Genomic DNA, 18161 nt, shown 5'->3' with positions numbered 1-18161 from the left:
GAACCCCATGCAAAAGACTCGCAACCCAGAGCGCCGCCGCTTCCTCAAGACCCTGGGGGTTGGCACCGCCGCCGCCGGGGCGGCAGCGGCCGTCGGTCACGTCACTCTGGCACAGGCGGAAAGCAAGGCGAGCGCCCCTGCCCCGGAGGCCTCGAGCCACTACCGTGAAACCGACCATATTCGTGCCTTCTACGCCACGCTGCGTGACTGACGGCCCCAGAGCCAGGAGATCGAAACCATGCGTTTGACTCGCAAATCCGATACCCCGAGGGCCTCGGGGCTGGGTATTTCCCGCCGTCAGTTCCTCCAGCGCAGCGGCGCGACGACAGGCGGCCTGGCCGCTGCCGGCTTCATGGGGGCGCCGATGATGCAACGCGCCGAGGCCGACGAAAAGACCCCGGTCCTCGATGCACCGGTTGAGACGAAGCGGACTGTCTGCTCACACTGTTCAGTGGGTTGCGGTGTCTATGCCGAGGTTCAGGAAGGCATCTGGACCAAGCAGGAACCCGCCTTCGACCACCCCTTCAACCGTGGCGCCCACTGCGCCAAGGGTGCCTCGCTGCGTCAGCACGGCCATTCCACCAAGCGCCTCAAGTACCCGATGAAGCTGGTGGGTGGCGAATGGCAGCGCATGAGCTGGGACGATGCCATCGAGGAGATCGGCGGCAAGGTACTGGATCTAACCGAGCAGCACGGGCCGGATAGCATCTACTGGCTGGGTTCTGCCAAGTTCAGCAACGAAGGCTCGTACTTGATGCGCAAGTTCGCTGCCCTGGCCGGTACCAACAACACCGACCACCAGGCGCGTATCTGCCACTCGACTACCGTGGCCGGGGTCGCCAATACCTGGGGCTACGGGGCGATGACCAACTCGCTCAATGACCTGCAGAACAGCAAGTCGATCATGTTCATCGGCTCGAACCCCGCGGAAGCGCACCCGGTGGCCATGCAGCATATTCTGCTGGCCAAGGAGCGCAGCCACGCACAAATCATCGTCGTGGACCCGCGCTTCACCCGCACTGCCGCCAAGGCAGACAGCTACGTCCGTCTTCGTCCGGGCTCGGATGTCGCGTTCATCTGGGGCCTCTTGTGGCATATTTTCGAGAACGGCTGGGAAGATCGGGAATATATCGACCAGCGCGTCTATGCCATGGACGAAGTACGTGCAGAAGTGGCTAACTTCACGCCGGACGTCGTCGAGAACATTACCGGCGTTCCGGAAGACCAGATGCGCGACACGGCTCGTCGAATTTCCGAGAATCGCCCCGGCTGCGTCGTGTGGTGCATGGGCGGCACCCAGCACACCACGGGCAACAACAACACGCGCGCCTACTGCATTCTCGAGCTCGCGCTTGGCAACATCGGCAAGTCGGGTGGTGGCGCCAACATCTTCCGCGGCCATGACAATGTACAGGGGGCGACCGACCTGGGCCTGATGTCACACTCGCTGCCGGGGTATTACGGCCTGGCCGAGGGTGCCTGGAGGCACTGGGCCAGGGTTTGGGATCTCGATTACGAATGGCTGGAAAGCCGCTTCGACCAGACCGAATACGCCGACGGCAAACCGATGTTCAGTAGCGGTATCACCGTCTCGCGTTGGATCGATGGCGTACTCGAGGAAGAAGAGGCCATTTCTCAACGCACCCAGCTGAAGGCGATGTTCTATTGGGGCCATGCGGTCAACTCACAGACCCGCGGCGTCGAGATGCAAAAGGCCATGCAGCAGCTCGAGATGATGGTCATCGTCGACCCGTATCCCACCGTGGCCGGGGTCATGCATGGCCGTACCGATGGCGTCTATCTGCTGCCGGCCTGTTCGCAGTTCGAGACCTCCGGCAGTGTCACGGCCACCAACCGTTCGCTCCAGTGGCGTGACAAGGTCATCGACCCGCTCTTCGAGTCCAAGCCCGATCACGAGATCATGTACTTGCTGGCGCGCAAGATGGGATTCGCCGAGGAGCTCTGCAAGAACATCCAGGTCAACGGCACCGAGCCGCTGGTCGAGGACATCACCCGTGAGTTCAATGCCGGCATGTGGACGGTAGGCTATACCGGCCAGAGCCCGGAGCGCCTGAAGCTGCATCAGCAGAACTGGCACACCTTCGACTTCCATACCACCCAGGCGGAAGGCGGGCCGGCGGATGGCGACTACTACGGCATGCCCTGGCCGTGCTGGGGAACCGCCGAGATGGGCCACCCCGGAACGCCGCTGCTCTACGACACCAGCAAGCGGGTTTCCGAAGGCGGCCTGACCTTCCGGGCGCGTTTCGGGATCGAACGCGACGGCGAGAACATTCTGGCCGATGGCTCCTACAGTCTCGATTCCGAGATAGAGGATGGCTATCCCGAGTTCACCGCCGACATGCTCAAGGATCTCGGCTGGTGGGATGACCTCACCGACGAGGAGAAAGCCGAAGCCGACGGCAAGAACTGGAAGACCGACCTCTCCGGCGGCATCCAGCGCGTCGCCATCGCTCACGAGTGCTCACCCTTCGGCAATGCCAAGGCCCGCTGTAACGTCTGGACCTTCCCCGACCCCATCCCCAAGCATCGTGAGCCGCTCTACACCAGCCGTCGCGATCTGGTGGAAGATTACCCCACCTGGGACGACGTGACCTCTCACTACCGCCTGCCGACGCTTTACAAGTCGATTCAGGAGAACGATGTCACCGATAAATACCCGACGATCCTGACCTCCGGCCGCATGGTCGAGTATGAAGGCGGCGGCGAAGAGACGCGTTCGATGTCCTGGCTTGCCGAGCTTCAGCAAGAAATGTTCGTCGAGATCAATCCCGCCCTGGCCAACGATCTGGGTATCGCGGAAGGCGACGATGTCTGGGTCGAAGGGGCGGAAGGTGGACGCGTTCGCGTCAAGGCGATGGTCACCAACCGGGTGGCGCGCGAAGTGGTCTTCATGCCCTTCCACTTCGGCGGCATGTTCCAGGGCGAAAGTCTGCACGACCGTTATCCCGAAGGGTCGGCACCCTATGTCCTCGGCGAAGCCGCCAACACCGCGACCACCTACGGTTATGACAGCGTGACGCAGATGCAGGAAACCAAGTGCACCCTGTGTCGAATCGAGAAAGCCAGCTGATTGCGCCCGTGTCCAAGGAGATTCCCATGGCTCAAATGAAATTCATGTGCGACGCGGAGCGCTGCATCGAGTGCAACGGCTGCGTCACCGCCTGCAAGAACGCCAACGAAGTCGAATGGGGCATACAGCGCCGCCGCGTGGTCACCCTCGACGACGGTGAGCCGACCGAAGTGTCGATTTCCGTCGCCTGCATGCATTGCGACGATGCACCCTGCATGGCGGTCTGCCCTACTGACTGCTTCTACAAGACCGACGATGGCATCGTGCTTCACGATAAGGACCTGTGTATCGGCTGTGGTTATTGCCTTTACGCCTGTCCCTTCGGTGCGCCGCAGTTCCCGAAACAGAACGCCTTCGGCGAACGCGGCAAGATGGACAAGTGCACCTTCTGCGCCGGTGGTCCAGCCGAGACGAAGGAAGAGGAGTACCAGAAATACGGTGCCAATCGTATTGCCGAGGGCAAGCTGCCGCTGTGCGCCGAGATGTGTTCGACCAAGGCCCTGCTCGCTGGCGACGCCCAGGAAGTGGCCGACATCTTCCGTCAGCGGGTGGTCCAGCGTGGCCACAAGGACGGCGGATGGTCGGGCAACCCTCAGGCCAAAGCCGACTCGCTGGCCTATGACGCTACCCAGCAGGGGTAAGGAGGCCAGGTGATGAACGTTTCCAAAGCTTGGACGTCGGTGTGGCGAATGGCACTGATGGCGTTGGTGCTGATCCTCGGACTCGGCCTGGGTCAGCAGGCGCTGGCCCAGGCCGACCCGGATCGCGAGATAGCCACGGCCGTGCCGTCGGTGGATGCCGATGCCTGGCGTCAGATTCGTAGCGGAGAGACAGGACCTAACTTTCGATCATCGCGATTCGACAGCAACTATAACCTGATCAACGCCAGTGGTGAGAACTGGCGTCAGCTGCGCAACCGCTGGGTATCCCCCTTCGGGCTGATCGCCATCGGCGGCATGTTCGCAATGATCGTGATCTTCTATCTCATCTTCGGCCGCAAGCGTCTGGATGAGCCCAGGACCGGTCGCAAGCTGCTTCGCTGGCCGTTGATGATGCGGTCGCTGCATTGGACAGTGGCAACACTGTTCATACTGCTGGCCCTTTCAGGGCTCAACCTGTTCTACGGCAAGCTGGTCTTCAAGCCCTTGTTCGGTGACAGCGCGTGGTCGGGGATGATCTCGGCCTCCAAGCTGGTTCATAATTACTTGGGGCCGCTGTTCGGCATCCTGCTGGTGATCCTGCTGCTGCGCCTGTTCAAGGAAAATCTGCCGAAGAAACACGATCTGGTGTGGTTCAAGAAAGGCGGGGGCATGATCGGCAAGGGCCATGTCGATGCCGGCTTCGCCAATGGTGGTGAAAAGGTCTGGTACTGGCTGCTGGCGACTGCCGGGATCGTGGTGATCGCCAGCGGCCTGGTACTCGACTTCCCTAACTTCGGTCAGGGTCGCGATACCATGCAGTGGGCCAACATCATTCACGCGCTGGGGGCTCTTGGTCTTACCGCCGTGGCCCTGGGCCACATCTACATCGGCACCATCGGCACCGAAGGTTCGCTGGAAGGCATGGCCACCGGCTATGTCGATGAAACCTGGGCCAAGGAGCATCACAACCTCTGGTACGAGAAGGTCAAGGACCAGACGGTCACGGAAGAGCAGCTCGCTGCCGACCGTGGAAGCTCCCGGGACGGGGATCAGGCGACGCCGCGTACGAGTTGATGCCTATCGTGCCCTACCGTTCGACACCGCCTACGGGCGGTGTCTTTTGTTATGCTGGCCCTATCGGCCACCCTCCTCCAAGAAGGACATTACCCTATGCAACACCTAGACGATGCGACACGTACCGAACTCGAGGCGGCGGCGTTTCGTCGTCTTCTCAAGCATCTCGATAACCGTAAGGACGTCCAGAACATCGACTTGATGATCCTGGCGGACTTCTGCCGTAACTGCCTTTCCAAGTGGCTGGTGACGGCCGCGGAAGAGCGTGGCGCCGAGCTCGACTATGACGCCGCGCGTGACTATGTCTACGGAATGCCTTACAGCAAATGGAAAGCCCACTATCAGAAGGAAGCTTCCCCCGAACAACAGGCGGCGTTCGAGGCGCTGCAGGCTCGCAAGAAGGCCGCCAAGGAAGAGCAAGCATAAATGAGCGAACCGATGATTCCGCTGACCATTGCCGTGCTGACCATCTCCGACACGCGCACCGATGAGACCGATCGCAGTGGCCAGGCGCTGATAGAGCGACTCAGCGCTGCCGGACACCAGTTGCACGAAAAGCGTATCGTTATCGACGACGTCTACCGGATTCGTGCGGTAGTCGCCGAATGGATCGCCGACGCTGCCGTTCAGGTCATCGTGACGACCGGCGGAACAGGGTTCACCGGACGCGACTCGACACCCGAGGCGGTCTCGGTGCTGCTCGACAAGGAAATCGAAGGGTTCGGTGAGCTGTTCCGACAGCTGTCCTGGCAGGAAATCGGCAGTTCCACGATACAGAGTCGCTGCCTCGGTGGCCTCGCCAATGCCACGGTAATTTTCTGCCTGCCGGGCTCCACCGGCGCCTGCCTGACGGGCTGGGACGGCATCCTCGCCGAACAGCTCGACAGCCGTCACAAGCCCTGCAACTTCGCCAATCTGGTCATACCCGAGCGTGGCCAGCATGGCTGAGTTGCGGTCCGTCGAGGCGGCGCTGGCCGCCCTGGTCGAGGGGGTGGAACCTGTCGATTGCGAGCGTATTGCTGGTGACGAAGCAGGCGGGCGCGTCCTGTGCGAAGACGTCACCGCGAGCCTCGACGCCCCCCCCTTCGACAACAGCGGCATGGATGGCTATGCCCTGTATCATGGCGATGCCGGACGCTGGCTGACGGTTAGCCAGCGCATCGCCGCCGGCTCGACTGCCACGCCCTTGGCGCCGGGCAGTTGCGCGAGAATCTTTACCGGCGGTGAGATACCCTCAGGCGCCGACTGTGTCGTGATGCAGGAAAAGGTCGAGCGACGGGGCGACAGGGTATGGATTCCCGGCAATTTGCCCGCCGGCGACAACGTCCGTCGCCGCGGGCGCGACGTTTCGACTGGCGATGTACTGTTGTGCGCCGGTGAACGGCTGGAAGCGGCCGCCCTGGGCCACCTGGCGGGACAGGGTATCACCGAGCTTATGGTACGCCGCCGCCCTCGCGTCGCCCTGCTCTCCACCGGCGACGAGATCATCGATCCCGGCCAGTCACTGGCACCGGGACAGCTCTACAATTCCAACCGGCCGATGCTCAAACGCCTGCTCGAACGATTCGGTGCCGAGGTCATACAGGCCGTCACAGTGCCCGATGAGCCCCGCGCGACACGGGGCATACTCAGCAAGGCCACCGAGGTCGCTGATCTCGTGGTCACTACCGGGGGGGTCAGCGTCGGCGAGGAGGACCATGTCAAGACCGCCGCGGAGTCACTGGGTCAACTCGATATGTGGCGCTTGGCCATTCGCCCCGGCAAACCATTGGCGTTGGGGCGATTGACACGCCATGACAATAGCGAGGCCCGCTTTGTCGGTCTGCCCGGCAACCCGGTCTCCGGGTTTGTCGGCGCCTGGTTGTTCCTGCGACCACTGGTGGGCGCCCTACTCGCCTGCCCCGCGCTGAAAACGTTGCCCCAACTCTCCGCGCGCGCCGCGTTTACCACCACCACGGGGCCGCGCCGACATTACATGCGTGTCGCACTTGCGTTCAACGACCAGGGCATAACCGCACATGCCTTTCGCGATCAGAATTCGAGCGTCCTGTCGTCGTGTATTCACGCGGATGCACTGGCCGTCATTCCTGCCGAGACTCAGGTAGCAGCGAACGATCGCATCGACTGCCTGTGGCTCAAGGTGGACTGAAAGAAATTGCCGCAGGGGCTATGCTGTTGGAGTTATGCGGCTGGGGCGATGCAGAGCGCAGTAACAACAGAGGGCCAGAGCTGGCTGAAATCATCGGCCAGTCGGTCGTAGTCCGTCTCGAGCCAAGGCACCAGTTCCTCGAGGCGATTGGGGCCGGAGAGGCGTCGGCCGATACCTGCTACCGCGTTGCAGGTGAAGCGGAAATCCGCATAGCGATGCAACCAGTCCTGTTGGACCAGCAACGGCATCATCGTGGCCAGTCGTGCCGGAGCGGGCTGGTTATCCAGCACTCGGTAACAACGCGCTATCAGCAACGACCGCTCCGTCTCCAGGCCCAGCCGCCTCGCCAGAAAGTGGTCCCAGACCATATCGAGGGCAATGCCCGCCACACGGCGCTGGCCTCGCGGGACACGTGACAAGGTCCCCGCTACGACCGGGTGCGCATCGACGAAGGCATCGACCCGGCGATGGTGGCGAATGCCACTGGCAACGTCGGTTGGCCAAGGTGACAAGTCGGGCCCCTTGACGCCATCGGCGATTAGATTACCGAACAGGAAATCATCACTGCCGCCACGCGCTAGCCAGGCATGCGCGAGAAAGTTCACAATGCTCCTCTCATGGCGAGAGACTCATAGACAGTTGGTCGGCTTGGGCAGGCCCGCCAGGCGCGCGGCCACCTTGGCAGGACTGCCGGGAAAAAGGCGCATCAGGTGGATCGAGCGCCCCTTGTCTTCTCCCAATGACTGTCCCACCGCTTTTACCAGCGGCCGCATGGCGGGTGCCATGGCGAAGCGAGCATGGAAGTTCCGAAGCACCTCGATCACCTCCCAGTGCTCGTCAGTCAGCGCTATGCCGTCTTCATCGGCCAGCGCATGGGCCACGTCGGGCGACCAGGTATCGAGATTCACCAGGTACCCTTCGGGATCCAAACCGATACGCTGACCTTTCACGTCTAGGTAGCGGGCGAGAGTGGTGGACGCCATCAGTACCAACTCATCGTGCGTTCGGCTTGTTCGGTCAATAGTACGAAACCGTCGACATCGACCACCTGTACCGAGGCATCACACCGACCCAGCAGGCCACGCGATGCCAGATCCTCCTCGAGCGCGAAGAGCCGACCTTGCACCTCGCCGAAATGGCGAACCATCTGCGGCAAAGCCCCCTGCACACCATCCTCGACAAGCAGCAGCCGGTCTTCCTCACCCATCATGGTCAATGCCTGCTGGTAGACCCGACTGGTGGCGGGAGAACGATTAAGCACATGCAACAGCATAGGAATCCTTGGAAAGATTAACGTCGTCAGGCATCGGTACCATCAGAATGTCAGCACCAGTCGATGCGAGGTCGGCAGCGTCGATAACGTTGCACCGGTCAGCAAGCGGACCGGTAGCATTAATTCGTCAGGCGTCAGCCCAAAGAGCTCAAGGGCCGTCTGTTCAACCAATATCGCCTCGATATCATACATCGACAGCATCTCGATCGTCGCTGACGTGCCCTTCTGGCCTAGCGGATCTGGCTGCTGGTCATCCACCAAGGCCATAACGCCTTCCCCCATGAACAATAGGGACACCCGTTGTCCAAAGGCCGCCGCCACAAGCGCGGCGTCCAGTCCGTCACGCAGCAGACTGCTGCCATGAGGGCCGTGACGCAGTATTACCAGCAGATCGGAAGAAAAGTGTGATGTCATGTGATGCCCTTCATGGTGCGAAGGTGATCAGTCGATCACACCGCTGGCCGAGATCAATCAGTTGACCCAAGCCAGTCAGTTCGAATGGCGCGTCTATGCTATGCCCTGACTTGCCATGGCGTGCGGCCTCGCGTTCATCCAGCAGGCCACGACGCAGTGCCGCGGCGATACAGACCTCCAGCGAGGTGCCATGCTCGGCATGCAAGGCGATCCATTCATCTACCACGTGCCTTTCATCTTGTGGCGGAGCCGCAAGACGCGCCGCATTTTGCACACCATCGTGGTAGAAAAACACGGCATCGAGGGAGTGTCCACGCGCGAGCAAGGCGTGCGCAAAGCGCAGGGCGGAATGTGAAGCCTGGTGACTGTAGGGGGCGCCGAGCAGCAAGATGGCGTAGCGCATGACAAAAGGGACCTCCTGAAACGGACTGGCCCCGCCAATCGGCGGGGCCAGTGACATCTTGGCGCCGGACGATCAGTCGTTGCTCATGATGCCGAGAATCGAGAGCAAGCTGATGAACAGGTTGTAGATCGAGACATAGAGGGTAATGGTAGCGAGTATATAATTGGTTTCGCCCGCGCGATGCACGATCTCGCTGGTCTGGTAGAGAATGGCGGCAGAGGCAAATAGCACAAAGCCAGCTGAAACCATCAAGGAGAGCGCGGGAATCTGGAAGACCAGCGCTGCCACCATGGCCAGAATCAGCACGATGGCACCCGCCATCAGGAAATTACCCAGAAAGCTGAAATCCTTGCGAGTCAACAAGGCCACGGCCGAGAGCCCCAGGAAGGTAGCCCCCGTCATACCCAATGCTGTCATGATCAACTGAGCGCCGTTGGGCAACGTCAGGTACGCACTTAGAATCGGCCCCAGGGTAAAGCCCATAAATCCGGTGAAGGCAAACGTCGACAGCAACCCCATCGCGGAATTGGCCGTCTTGTGAACCAGGAACATCAATCCGTAGGCACCGATGAAGAACACAAAAATGTTCATTCGCTCGATGCCCATGGCCATTGCAGCACCAGCGGTCATAGCGGAGAACAGTAGCGTCATGGCCAGCAGGCCATAGGTATTGCGGAGCACCTTGTTGGTACTGACCGCTTGAGACTGCGGACGCGTCAGATGCGTATCTTGGTAAGCCATTATTGCAGAGCTCCCTGTTATGATGATCTATGGTTTGGACCTAGAATGCCCACTCGGAGTTCCCGGCGCAAGTCATTGTCTCGCCGAAACTCAACGGTATTTATGCTGAAAGATAGCGTCCCAGCTTACGGCACGCTATTCAAGCGGTTAGCTCGCAAATCACCTTAAGCCCGACCTTCGGTTCCCGCTAAGATATTGCTTCTCTAGGCGCTTGACCAGCGATCGAAAACTGGTAGTATGCTGCTCCGTAAGCCGGAGGGATGGCAGAGCGGTTGAATGCACCGGTCTTGAAAACCGGCAAGGGTTAATAGCCCTTCCAGGGTTCGAATCCCTGTCCCTCCGCCAAGAATACCGATTAAGCCGCTGATTTCAGCGGCTTTTTCTTTTTTTAGTGTCTGCTGACCCACACTGTGACCCACACTTTTCAGTTGGCTGTCAACGGTTCAGGCTGGAAGCACTTGGACAGTCTCCGGCCCCCCCACTGTCAAGCTATTTGAACGAGTTGTCGCGGTACCCACGGGACCATTTCTAGCTCGCTAGTGGCAGCTGGAATTGGTTGTATCTCCCTCATCGTTCATCACGTGTTGCGTAGGGCGTTCCAGAGTCTGCAGCCGTTCCGTCAGGGACTCACCCCGCCTCGCCAATTCGGTTTTGTGAGCGCGCTGCTGGGCGTCCTGAAGCGGCTTTTCCAGTGCCTCCAGCCGATCATGGTTCTAACGATTCCACCCCCACTGTCTTCCCGGCTCCCACCTCATAGCCGCTGACCAGCACATAGAGGCTACCGCGTCGGCGATCGGCCCACTTGCCGCGATAGAAACGTTCGTCGCGCAGCTGTCGCCAGCACGGAGACACCGAGCGTGGGGCGGTCATGGCCAGATTCAACTTGCGGTCCTCGCGGTCGTAGCCGATATGCGCGAAAGGCACGCCCCTTTTCCCTTCCGGGTGCTTGTTCTTCATCCAGGCCGGCACGCCGCTCGACAGCGCCTCGGGATAGGCGGAGAGATACATACCCAGCGACAGCACGTAGCGCACCACGGCACGCAGGATCATGCCCTCCTCATCGGCCAGTGGCGTCGACCGGCCACCGGGGTATTCGATGGCCTCGCGATTGATGAAGTCGGTGATCTGTGAGGGCTTGAAGGCGCCGCGCAACATGGTGGGGTTGAGGCTGGGCTGGGTACCCAGCGGGTTGTGGATCGCGACGATCAGCCAGGGATCGCCGAGGCCCATCATGTCCACGCCGTGCGGGTTGTCGTGGGCGCGCAGGAAGGCCTCATAGCGGCCAGGCAGCGTGGTCGAATCCACCCAGGCCACCAGGGCACCGTCCAGTGCGTGACCATGAAAGGTCTGCCTGGACGGGAACGACAAGGTGCTGAACGCCCACGGCCACGACCAGGCGTCGCCTTTCACGCGGCTGAGCTGCACCGTCTGCAGCCATTCGGACAGTGACGACTCGGGCACCACCACCTTCCCCTCGCGGCCGTGGTGCCACTCCAGCATCAGGAGCTCGCCGTTGATGGAGTGCACCACCTGTTCGTCGTGCACCATCTCAGCGAAGATCTCGGCCTCGATCCGGGGCTTCTTGGGCAGGCCCATCATCTTCATCACCGAGCGAACGTATCGACGGTGAAGCTGGGATTAGTGGCGGTAGGTGGCCTGGGGCATGCGCGGCTCTTCGAGGCGGAAGCGATGGCGACAGGGTACACCAGCGACGGCGGCGGTGGGCAGTGAGCCAGCCGCCGGCGTCAGCCGGGGGCGGATTGGGAAGCAGCGCCAGAAAGCACGGGTCCGCGGCGAGGGTGGCGCGAAGCGCGACCCGCACGCCAACGCAGCGCGAGCGATGAAGTCCTGTACCGACGCAGCATGGCGTCAGCCGTGCGGGCCAAGGGTTGGCCCCGGCGTGCAGCGCGGGGGGGATGGTGTCCACGATTGCTGGGTAAGATCACAGCGACCTAGGTCGCCCACCACCGTCGGATGCTGTGCACCTTGCATTTTGGTTCATATTTGGCTCAACTGGTTCCACTTCGCCCCTTCGGGAGAGAGAAGATGGGTCACCCTATCTGCGTCGCTTCGCCTTCTGAAATGAACGAAATCGCCGCGATCATGGACAAGGGTTTCGAAGCGGACCCTACCGTCAATTGGGTGTTGACCGAACGGGATTTTATGACATCTCACCGTAAGTTCGTCGAGGTGTGCGCCAGGCCCGCGTTCAACGTTGGCGGAGTTCACGTCTTCACCGATTTTTCCGGTGCCTCAATCTGGTATCCGCCCGGCGTCGGGCTCGATGAGGCCGAACTGGCGCGGGTCTTTGAGAATTTAGATCGACAGGATCGGATAGCATCCTTTTTTTCCCTTCTCGATGCATGTGTGAAGTTCAGGCCCGAAAAGCCCTATTGGGAACTTGAGTTACTTGCAGTTGATCCGGAACAGCAGAGACAGGGGCGCGGTGCAAAGCTGCTGGAGTATGGCTTGCAGAACTGTGATGGCGAACACGCCTTGGTCTACCTCGAGTCCAGCAATCCCGCCAACCTGTCGTTCTACCACCGTCATGGTTTCGAGCTTTTAGCGGAAGTTCAGTTGCCCGGAACGCCGAAACGTTTCCCGATGCTGCGTGCGGGCGGGTAGTCCACTTTGTGCGCATATCCGAAATTCGAGACCACGAAGCCCTCGCAGATTTCTGCGAGGGCGCTTTCATCCTGAAAGCGCATTCCCGCTGCGCCCTTGCTCTGGCGGTGCAACACATTCGGTAAGGGGCTTGTCATGTGGGTAGTCCCCCTGGGTTATAGAGCGACAATTACTCTGACCGGGCCGTGCGTGTTGCCTCACAAGAAAAGGTTACTCTGCTGCCTCTCATCAGGAATGTTACCGAGTGGTTGTCCCTCTTCACTGCTGATCTTCTCTTCATGGTCATATATCGGGGAAGTAACATCGGTGCTACCTTGACCAAACACAAGGTGAAGCGCCATCTGTCTGCGCCACTCTTTGACTCGGCGTTGCAGTGTCCGAAGATGTCCATCGGGAAATGGGGTGATAGTTAGTCATTCGAAGCGATACCTCAACAGTCGCATCGCGTTCAGGGTGACCAGCACGGTGGCGCCAGTATCCGCCATCACGGCAATCCACAGCCCGGTAATGCCCATCGCCGTGGTCACCAGGAAGATGGCCTTGAAGCCCAGCGCCAGGGCCACGTTGGTCTTGACGTTGCGCAGGGTGGCGCGCGACAGGTCGATCAGCTCGGCGATGCCTGCGACCCGGTTCCCGAGTAGTGCCGCGTCCGCCGTTTCGAGGGCGACTTCAGTGCCGCCGCCCATGGCAATCCCTACGTCTGCCGCTGCCAGCGCCGGGGCATCGTTGATGCCATCACCCACCTTGCCCACCGGTCCTCGTCCACTGGCCTGCCATTCGCGTACACGGTGCGCCTTGTCGTCCGGCATCAACTCACCGTAGGCCTCGATGCCCAGGGCTTGACCGATCGCCGCCGCCGTGCGGGCATTGTCGCCGCTCAGCATCACCGCCTTGACACCCAGCCGCTCGAGCGCCCACAGGCCTTCCCGGGCATCGTCGCGGGGCTCATCGCGTACGGCGATGACACCAAGCAACCGCTCGCCCTCGACCAGAATGGCGACGCTCTTGCCCTCCTTCTCGAGGCTCTCGATGTAGTCACGGCGTTCGGGCTGTTCCGTTAACCTATCGGCCACATGACGGGGACTGGCCAGCTGCAGGTCCCGGTCCTCGACGTGACCAGCCACTCCGGCACCGGAAAGCGCCCGGGCGGCCTGTACCCTGGGCAGTGCGAGATCCTGCTTGCGAGCGTAGTTCATGATCGCGGTGGCGATCGGATGGCTCGACTCGCGCTCGAGCGCTGCCGCCAATCGCAAGATGCCTCGCTCATCATCATCATCGGTAAAGGCCACCACATCGGTGACCTGCGGCATGCCGACAGTCAGCGTACCGGTCTTGTCCATGGCGATGGTCTTGAGCTTGCCCAGCGTTTCGAGAACGGCGCCGCCTTTGATCAGCAGGCCCCGGCGTGCGCCGCTGGAGAGGCCAGCGGCGATGGCGGCCGGTGTCGAGATCACCAGGGCACAGGGACAGGCAATCAACAACAACGCCAGCGCACGATAAATCGATTCCGACCAGGCCATACCCAAGGCAAGCGGCGGCACCACCGCCATCAACCCGGCCAAGCCGGCCACCACCGGCATGTACCAGCGGGCGAAGCGATCAATGAAACGCGCGACCGGTGCCTTTGCGGCCTGGGCCTCTTCCACGAGACGAATGATTCGCGAGATGGTGTTGTCCTCGGCACGGCGGGTCACTTCCACCTTGAGCGCACCATCGTGATTGACGGTCCCGGCAAAGACGGTATCTCCGGTTGTCTTGAGTCGCGGCACGGACTCGCCAGTGACCGGCGACTCATCCAGGTAAGAGCTTCCTTTCCCGATAAGTCCATCGCAGGGCACGCGATCGCCGGGGCGTACCAGGACCCACTGTCCGGGCAGCAGAGTGTCGGCGAGAACTTCACGGGGTTCGCCGTCCTCCAGGTGCTGAGCCATCGAGGGCTTCAGGTCCGAGAGCGCCGAGATACTGCGTCGCGCTCGGGAGGCCGCCACTCCCTCAAGCAGCTCACCCACCGCGAAGAGGAACACCACCACCGCGGATTCGGCGGCGGCATCGATAACCAGGGCGCCGCCGGCGGCAATGGTCATCAGCATTTCGATGGTGAAAGGCTCTCCCACGCGCAAGGCGCGCCAGGCCGCCTGCGCGATCGGTACCAGGCCGACGATGGTGGCGACGACGAAGGGCCAGTTACCTAGCTCGGGCCATACCCAGTGCAGGGCGAAGGCCAGCACCAGCAACGCACCGCTTGCCCCCACCAGGCGTCCCTTGGCGCTCTGCCACCAGGCTTGCGGCTGCAAATATTTTGAGGGCGACCCGCCCGCTTCGTCCGGCGTGACGCCGTAACCCAGGCCGCGGATTGCGCTCTCGATCGCCCGACGTGACGGAGACCTGTTCTCCTTGGCAGTGACGCTGACCGAGCCGATGGTGGCATTGGCGGCCACGCTCTCGACCCCGTCCACGCGCATGACCGCAGACTCGACCTTGCGCACGCAACCGGCACAATCCATCCCCTCGACGCGCCACCGAAGCGTGTCGCCAGCAGTGGCCACGCCTCGTGCTTTCTCTGTCATGGCATTTCTCTCACATGGCGTTTTTCGCAACCTCGCCGATCGGGATAATCGAGATCAGGATAATTCCTATTGTAACTAGAAGCTCAAGCCATGTCGGGCGATATGACCACCCTCTCGCCAGGCGAACCCCATGCTGAGCATCGGTGCCATAAAAAAAGCCCCGCTGTTCGGGGCTTCTTTATATGAACGATATGAACGCTATCTCGCTTTACCGCCGTTCCCCCGCTTCGCAAGGAAGGGCGCTGGCATGGCTAGGCGCCAAGATTCAACGAAAACCGAGAAATGAAAGGATGGCCAATACAATAACGACGGCCCCGACGATATAGACGATATTATTCATAAAAACTCCCTTTAAATTCCATTAATCCTGAACGATTGGCGACACAGTCGCGACTCGTCTTACAACGTCGCAACACTGCGACCCACGGTGTGACTGCCTATTCAGGCTTTCATTCGCCACACTTTTCACTAATAGCTGATCTTTCGCTCTCTCACCTTAGATCTTCTTGCCGGAATCGTCCATAGGGGAAGGCATACCGTTCGGATTCCCTCGGACTGCAGAGAAGACGCTTGCGGTCCATCATCGTCGGCGACGCTGGGTATGGCATCATGACCCACGTTTTTCGCCCAATCAGGTGACACACCCCATGGCACTGAAAGCAACGGTACATAAGGTGAAACTCCAGATCGCCGACATGGACCGGCATTACTATGCCGAGCACACCATGACCCTGGCTCGCCATCCATCGGAAAACGATGAGCGAATGATGGTGCGGCTCCTGGCATTTGCCCACCATGCTAATGAATCACTACATTTCGGTCGCGGGGTGAGTGCCGAGGACGAACCCGACATCTGGCAGAAGGATCTGACCGGTGCCATCGAGCTCTGGGTCCAACTGGGGCAACCGGACGAAAAGACCCTACGCAAGGCGTGCGGCCAGGCCAGAAAAGTCGTCGTCTACTCGTACAGCGGCCATGGGGCTCAGGTGTGGTGGGAGCAGATCGGCAGAAAGCTCAAAGGCCTTGAAAACCTTGTGGTCGTCGATATCGGTGCCGGTTCTGTAACATCGCTGGCTGCGCTGAGTGCCAAGAATATGACGCTCAGCTGCACGATCCAGGACAGCAGCACTTATATGGCGAGCCTCGACGACTCAGTGGAGGTGACAATGGAGATACGCCACCCCCTACCATCCTGATGTATACCCCGACCTTACACGGACCTCGGTTTCTTGCGTAGCGCCGGCGGCGAAAGACTCAATACAGGCGCAAGCCCACGCGGGTCACCGTGTTGCCTTCCATCTCGCTTACGACCCAATGGATGCCGTGCCAGTCAACATCATCGCCCACGACCGGATGGCCGCCTACGCGCAATGACACGAAGTCGGCTAACGTCATGTCGTGCTCGCCGGGACTCAGGGTGAGACCGTAGGCATCGGCAATGTCCTGCATTCGCGCCTGGCCATCGAACGTGAAGGTACCGAAGAAAGCCCGCACCTGCTTGAGCTTCGCATCGCCATTGAAAATCCGATTCAAGGCCGGCAAATCATCGGTACGACCGATGACACAGATGACGTCGCCCAGTTGCAGTCGAGTGCTCCCCTTGGGATGCAACATGGCATGTTCCCGGAACAGCGCCGAGATCAGGGCGCCGGAGGGAAAGCGTAGCAGCCGGATCGGCACATCCTTGAGTTCCTCGTTGTCCACCACATACACGAACATCTCGTAGTCGTTTTCCGGCAGCACCCCCAAGGGGCCACGAAGGCTCGGAGTGACACTCTTAGGTACCTCGACCTTCATGCGCCTGGCCATCCAGGGCAGCGTACCTCCCTGGATAAGCAACGACATCAACACCACAGCGAAGGCCACATTGAAGTAAAAGGACGCATTTTCGACACCGCCGATGACCGGAAAGATCGCCAGCACAATGGGCACCGCCCCGCGCAGCCCCACCCAGGAGATGAACCCGACTTCCCGCCAACGGAATTTGAAAAAGGGTTTGATGGACAGTAATACGGCAAGTGGGCGCGCGATGAAGATCAGCGACAATGCCACCAGCGACGCGGGCAAGGCGTGCTCAAGTAGCTCGCTGGGATTGACCAGCAGGCCCAGCACCAGGAACAGCCCGATCTGGCTCAGCCAGGCAAGCCCATCATGCACCGGCAGGATGAAGTTGAGATGCCGTCCGGGCTGGTTGCCAATCATCAAGCCGGTCAGATAGATGGCCAGAAAACCGCTTCCGCCCAGCACGCTGGCCAGGCCAAAGACAAAAAAACCTAGCGCCAGAGCCAGCAGCGAGTAGAGCCCCGGTGCAAGATCGACCCAGCGCAGCAGCTTTGCGATCAGCCAACCGGCGCCTAGGCCAACGACCATGCCCAGACCGAACTGCTTCACCAGGAAGAGACCGGTATCGACAACACCGCCGATCTCGCCTACCAGCACCTCGACGAGTACGATCGTCAAGAAGATGGCCATGGGGTCGTTGGTGCCGGATTCGATCTCCAGCGTCGCCCCAACGCGCTCGTTGAGATTGACCCCGCGACCGCTCAGCATGGAAAATACCGCCGCCGCGTCGGTCGAGCCAACGATCGCTCCCACCAGTAGGCCCTGGATGAGGGTAAGATTAAAGACCCACATCGAGATCAGCCCCACCAGTCCGCTGGTGATGAATACGCCAAGCGTGGCCAGACTCAGCGCCGGCTTGAAACCCACCCGGAATGTCTTGAGACGCGTCCGTAACCCACCGTCGAGCAGGATCATGGCAAGCGCCAGATGGCCAATTACGAATGCCAGCGAATAGTCATCGAACTCGATGCCGAGAATCCCTTCCTCGCCGGCCAGCATCCCCAAGCCCAGGAAGATCAACAGCAAGGGCACCCCTGCCATAGTAGAAAGGCGGCTGGCCAACACACTCAACGCAATTAGAAAGCCGCTGAGCAGAAAGAGCGTATTAATCGTATCCATCGATATCCAGACAAGCGCCAGAAAACGCGATTATTGCATGCCACCCAGCCCTTCGCGACGCCACCTGTTTACCCTCAGAAGGGTGCTGGCCATGATCAACGGCCAAAGGCTACACTAGGCTACATTTTTGTCGCATCCTGCAGACGCGACTGTCGCCTACGCCGAAGAGGCCTTGATGACAACGCACACTCGATACCAGCCACGCTGGTCCCACACCCT

At 60.7% G+C, this 18161-nt stretch carries 18 protein-coding genes, 1 tRNA gene and 1 pseudogene; 10 read left to right on the top strand and 10 right to left on the bottom strand.

Going from position 1 to position 18161, the window contains the following annotated elements; genetic code table 11:
- The first annotated feature begins 7 nt into the window (after nucleotides 1-7).
- The 7 genes from KG088_RS02800 (at nucleotide 8) to KG088_RS02770 (ending at nucleotide 6958) form a co-directional block, all read left to right on the top strand.
- Nucleotides 8-211 carry a twin-arginine translocation signal domain-containing protein gene (locus KG088_RS02800; protein WP_213823973.1) on the top strand — a complete coding sequence of 68 codons (204 nt, stop codon included), beginning with the start codon at nucleotides 8-10 and terminating at the stop codon, nucleotides 209-211.
- Between the two features lie 27 nt (nucleotides 212-238).
- Nucleotides 239-3094: a formate dehydrogenase subunit alpha gene (locus KG088_RS02795; protein ID WP_213823972.1), complete on the top strand. Its 2856-nt coding sequence runs from the start codon at nucleotides 239-241 to the stop codon at nucleotides 3092-3094.
- Nucleotides 3095-3120: 26 nt separating this feature from the next.
- Nucleotides 3121-3735, top strand: a complete 615-nt coding sequence (gene fdh3B, locus KG088_RS02790; RefSeq protein ID WP_213823971.1) for a formate dehydrogenase FDH3 subunit beta — start codon at nucleotides 3121-3123, stop codon at nucleotides 3733-3735.
- Between the two features lie 12 nt (nucleotides 3736-3747).
- Nucleotides 3748-4809 (top strand): formate dehydrogenase subunit gamma, encoded by a 1062-nt coding sequence (locus tag KG088_RS02785; protein ID WP_213823970.1) that lies wholly within the window; start codon nucleotides 3748-3750, stop codon nucleotides 4807-4809.
- A 96-nt stretch (nucleotides 4810-4905) separates the two neighbouring features.
- Nucleotides 4906-5235 carry a DUF1244 domain-containing protein gene (locus KG088_RS02780; RefSeq protein ID WP_213823969.1) on the top strand — a complete coding sequence of 110 codons (330 nt, stop codon included), beginning with the start codon at nucleotides 4906-4908 and terminating at the stop codon, nucleotides 5233-5235.
- Nucleotides 5236-5757: a molybdenum cofactor biosynthesis protein B gene (moaB, locus tag KG088_RS02775; RefSeq protein ID WP_213823968.1), complete on the top strand. Its 522-nt coding sequence runs from the start codon at nucleotides 5236-5238 to the stop codon at nucleotides 5755-5757. It abuts the gene before it with no gap.
- A complete protein-coding gene (locus tag KG088_RS02770) occupies nucleotides 5750-6958 on the top strand; it encodes a molybdopterin molybdotransferase MoeA (protein WP_213823967.1) in 1209 nt (402 codons plus the stop codon). Before moaB ends, KG088_RS02770 begins: the two co-directional genes overlap by 8 nt.
- Before the next feature lie 32 nt (nucleotides 6959-6990).
- Here KG088_RS02770 and KG088_RS02765 read toward each other — a convergent pair whose 3' ends face one another.
- From KG088_RS02765 to KG088_RS02740, 6 genes are all read right to left on the bottom strand, one after another.
- On the bottom strand, nucleotides 6991-7563 hold the full coding sequence (locus KG088_RS02765; RefSeq protein ID WP_213823966.1) for an acyl carrier protein phosphodiesterase: 573 nt from the start codon (nucleotides 7561-7563) through the stop codon (nucleotides 6991-6993).
- A 24-nt stretch (nucleotides 7564-7587) separates the two neighbouring features.
- Complete coding sequence (locus KG088_RS02760) at nucleotides 7588-7941, bottom strand: TusE/DsrC/DsvC family sulfur relay protein (protein WP_213823965.1); 354 nt, start codon at nucleotides 7939-7941, stop codon at nucleotides 7588-7590.
- The gene (tusB, locus tag KG088_RS02755; RefSeq protein ID WP_213823964.1) at nucleotides 7941-8231 is read right to left on the bottom strand and encodes a sulfurtransferase complex subunit TusB; all 291 of its coding nucleotides are present in this window, start codon (nucleotides 8229-8231) and stop codon (nucleotides 7941-7943) included. Before tusB ends, KG088_RS02760 begins: the two co-directional genes overlap by 1 nt.
- A gap of 42 nt (nucleotides 8232-8273) precedes the next feature.
- A complete protein-coding gene (gene tusC / locus KG088_RS02750) occupies nucleotides 8274-8645 on the bottom strand; it encodes a sulfurtransferase complex subunit TusC (RefSeq protein ID WP_213823963.1) in 372 nt (123 codons plus the stop codon).
- A 10-nt stretch (nucleotides 8646-8655) separates the two neighbouring features.
- A complete protein-coding gene (tusD, locus tag KG088_RS02745; protein ID WP_213823962.1) occupies nucleotides 8656-9048 on the bottom strand; it encodes a sulfurtransferase complex subunit TusD in 393 nt (130 codons plus the stop codon).
- 72 nt (nucleotides 9049-9120) lie between these two features.
- Nucleotides 9121-9789, bottom strand: a complete 669-nt coding sequence (locus tag KG088_RS02740; protein ID WP_213823961.1) for a Bax inhibitor-1/YccA family protein — start codon at nucleotides 9787-9789, stop codon at nucleotides 9121-9123.
- Between the two features lie 254 nt (nucleotides 9790-10043).
- On the opposite strand from KG088_RS02740, the gene KG088_RS02735 reads away from it, so the two are divergent.
- Nucleotides 10044-10134, top strand: a tRNA-Ser gene (locus tag KG088_RS02735).
- Between the two features lie 191 nt (nucleotides 10135-10325).
- Here KG088_RS02735 and KG088_RS19995 read toward each other — a convergent pair.
- Together KG088_RS19995 and KG088_RS02730 are read right to left on the bottom strand one after the other, a co-directional pair.
- A pseudogene (locus KG088_RS19995) lies at nucleotides 10326-10493 on the bottom strand (hypothetical protein); the annotation flags it as partial.
- Between the two features lies 1 nt (nucleotide 10494).
- The gene (locus tag KG088_RS02730) at nucleotides 10495-11388 is read right to left on the bottom strand and encodes a hypothetical protein (protein WP_213823960.1); all 894 of its coding nucleotides are present in this window, start codon (nucleotides 11386-11388) and stop codon (nucleotides 10495-10497) included.
- 447 nt (nucleotides 11389-11835) lie between these two features.
- On the opposite strand from KG088_RS02730, the gene KG088_RS02725 reads away from it, so the two are divergent.
- Nucleotides 11836-12414 (top strand): GNAT family N-acetyltransferase, encoded by a 579-nt coding sequence (locus tag KG088_RS02725; RefSeq protein ID WP_213823959.1) that lies wholly within the window; start codon nucleotides 11836-11838, stop codon nucleotides 12412-12414.
- A 413-nt stretch (nucleotides 12415-12827) separates the two neighbouring features.
- Here KG088_RS02725 and KG088_RS02720 read toward each other — a convergent pair whose 3' ends face one another.
- The gene (locus KG088_RS02720; protein ID WP_213823958.1) at nucleotides 12828-14981 is read right to left on the bottom strand and encodes a heavy metal translocating P-type ATPase; all 2154 of its coding nucleotides are present in this window, start codon (nucleotides 14979-14981) and stop codon (nucleotides 12828-12830) included.
- Between the two features lie 647 nt (nucleotides 14982-15628).
- On the opposite strand from KG088_RS02720, the gene KG088_RS02715 reads away from it, so the two are divergent.
- Nucleotides 15629-16177 carry a YaeQ family protein gene (locus KG088_RS02715; RefSeq protein ID WP_213823957.1) on the top strand — a complete coding sequence of 183 codons (549 nt, stop codon included), beginning with the start codon at nucleotides 15629-15631 and terminating at the stop codon, nucleotides 16175-16177.
- A 58-nt stretch (nucleotides 16178-16235) separates the two neighbouring features.
- On the opposite strand, the gene KG088_RS02710 is transcribed toward KG088_RS02715, so the two are convergent.
- Nucleotides 16236-17942, bottom strand: a complete 1707-nt coding sequence (locus tag KG088_RS02710; protein WP_213823956.1) for a potassium/proton antiporter — start codon at nucleotides 17940-17942, stop codon at nucleotides 16236-16238.
- Nucleotides 17943-18161: the final 219 nt, after the last annotated feature.

Origin of the sequence: Halomonas jincaotanensis (assembly GCF_018448785.1) — a bacterium.
Classification (GTDB): domain Bacteria; phylum Pseudomonadota; class Gammaproteobacteria; order Pseudomonadales; family Halomonadaceae; genus Halomonas; species Halomonas jincaotanensis.
The sequence above is the reverse complement of the archived record's forward strand: the minus strand, read 5'-3'. Positions and strand labels throughout refer to the sequence as shown.